Here is a 1,199-nt window from a genome sequence, read left to right as displayed (position 1 = left end):
CCAACATGATCGAGTTTCGCCGTACGCATGACCTTGTCTCATTGTTGGACCTGCTACAAGATCACAAGCTCGCCGCCCCGCCTGAGGCGGATTGGCTGGATGAACTCAATCCCTATGCTGTTGAAGCGCGCTACGGAACGCGACCCTGAAGGGCTTGACCGCAGCCGGGCGCTGCAGGCCGCCAGGCAGGTGCTTGACTGGGCCCGGCGTGAAGCCAGCATGGTACGTGGTGTTGAATGATCAAAGCGGGGTTGGCAAATCCCTTGAATTCACCCCTGTGGCGCCCGCCCACGCAGCCGCGCCACACCGCCAGGCGCAGTAGCTAATAAATCCAAATTTGATAGCAACATACGCTTATTCAACCAGCGCTAGCCAGTGATTTGGCCAATATTTCCTTCAGCGCATCGCGCAAAGCCTGCGCCTCGCTCTGTAGCCGCGCGTAATCGGCCAGCAGTTGCGCGGGGTCGTGGCTTACTGCATCCACGGCGTGGGGGTTCTTTTGGTCGAGGTTGTAGCCTGCGGCTTTGATCTGGTCGATGCCGACCTTCCAGGCGCGCTCGTTTTCCACGCGGCTGGCAAAACCGTCGGCCTCGGTGCCCCACCAGGCTTTCTCTAACTCGAACTCTTCGATACGGATGGGCTTGGTCTTGTTGTAGTTCTTCACGCCCGGTGGGTAGGGGTGCTCGTAGTACCAGACGTGCTGGGTGGGCGTGCCTTTGGTGAAGAACAGCAGGTTGGTCTTGATGCCGGTATAGGGCGCAAACACGCCGTTGGGCAGGCGCACGATGGTGTGCAGGTTGCACTCGGCCAGCAGTTGCTCTTTGATGCGGGTCTTCACGCCTTCGCCGAACAGGGTGCCGTCGGGCAGCACCAGGGCGGCACGGCCATGCGCTTTGAGGATGTGCTTGATGAGGACGAGGAACAGGTCGGCGGTTTCCTTGGTGCGCACGTCGGCGGGGTAGCCGTGCTCGATGCCGGGCTCTTCCACACCGCCAAAGGGCGGGTTGGTAAGCACTACGTCCACCCGGTCTGCCCCTGTGTAGTCGCGCAGCGGGCGGGCCAGGGTGTTGCCGTGGGTGATGAGGCTGGGCACTTCCACGCCGTGCAGCATGAGGTTGGTGACGCACAGCATGTGGGGGAGCTGCTTTTTCTCGACCCCGGTGATGCTGTTTTGCAGCATGTTTTCTTGCGCGGTGTTG

The 1,199-nt window shown here is 61.0% G+C and carries 2 protein-coding genes; one reads left to right on the top strand and one right to left on the bottom strand.

Translation table 11 applies throughout. From position 1 onward, the window contains the following. Positions 1–5 precede the first annotated feature (5 nt). The gene (locus AC097L_RS25210; protein WP_479589445.1) at positions 6–149 is read left to right on the top strand and encodes a HEPN domain-containing protein; all 144 of its coding nucleotides are present in this window, start codon (positions 6–8) and stop codon (positions 147–149) included. Between the two features lie 209 nt (positions 150–358). On the opposite strand, the gene AC097L_RS25205 is transcribed toward AC097L_RS25210, so the two are convergent. Then, on the bottom strand, positions 359–1,199 hold an 841-nt coding region (locus tag AC097L_RS25205; RefSeq protein ID WP_479589444.1), incomplete at its 5' end, for an N-6 DNA methylase.

Source organism: Rhodoferax sp. RT5P35, assembly GCF_056521385.1.
The sequence above is the reverse complement of the archived record's forward strand: the minus strand, read 5'-3'. Positions and strand labels throughout refer to the sequence as shown.

Coding starts and splice junctions, on each gene's coding strand:
- AC097L_RS25210 (WP_479589445.1), top strand. CDS start 6: ATGATCGAGTTTCGCCGTACGCATGACCTTGTCTCATTGTTGGACCTG.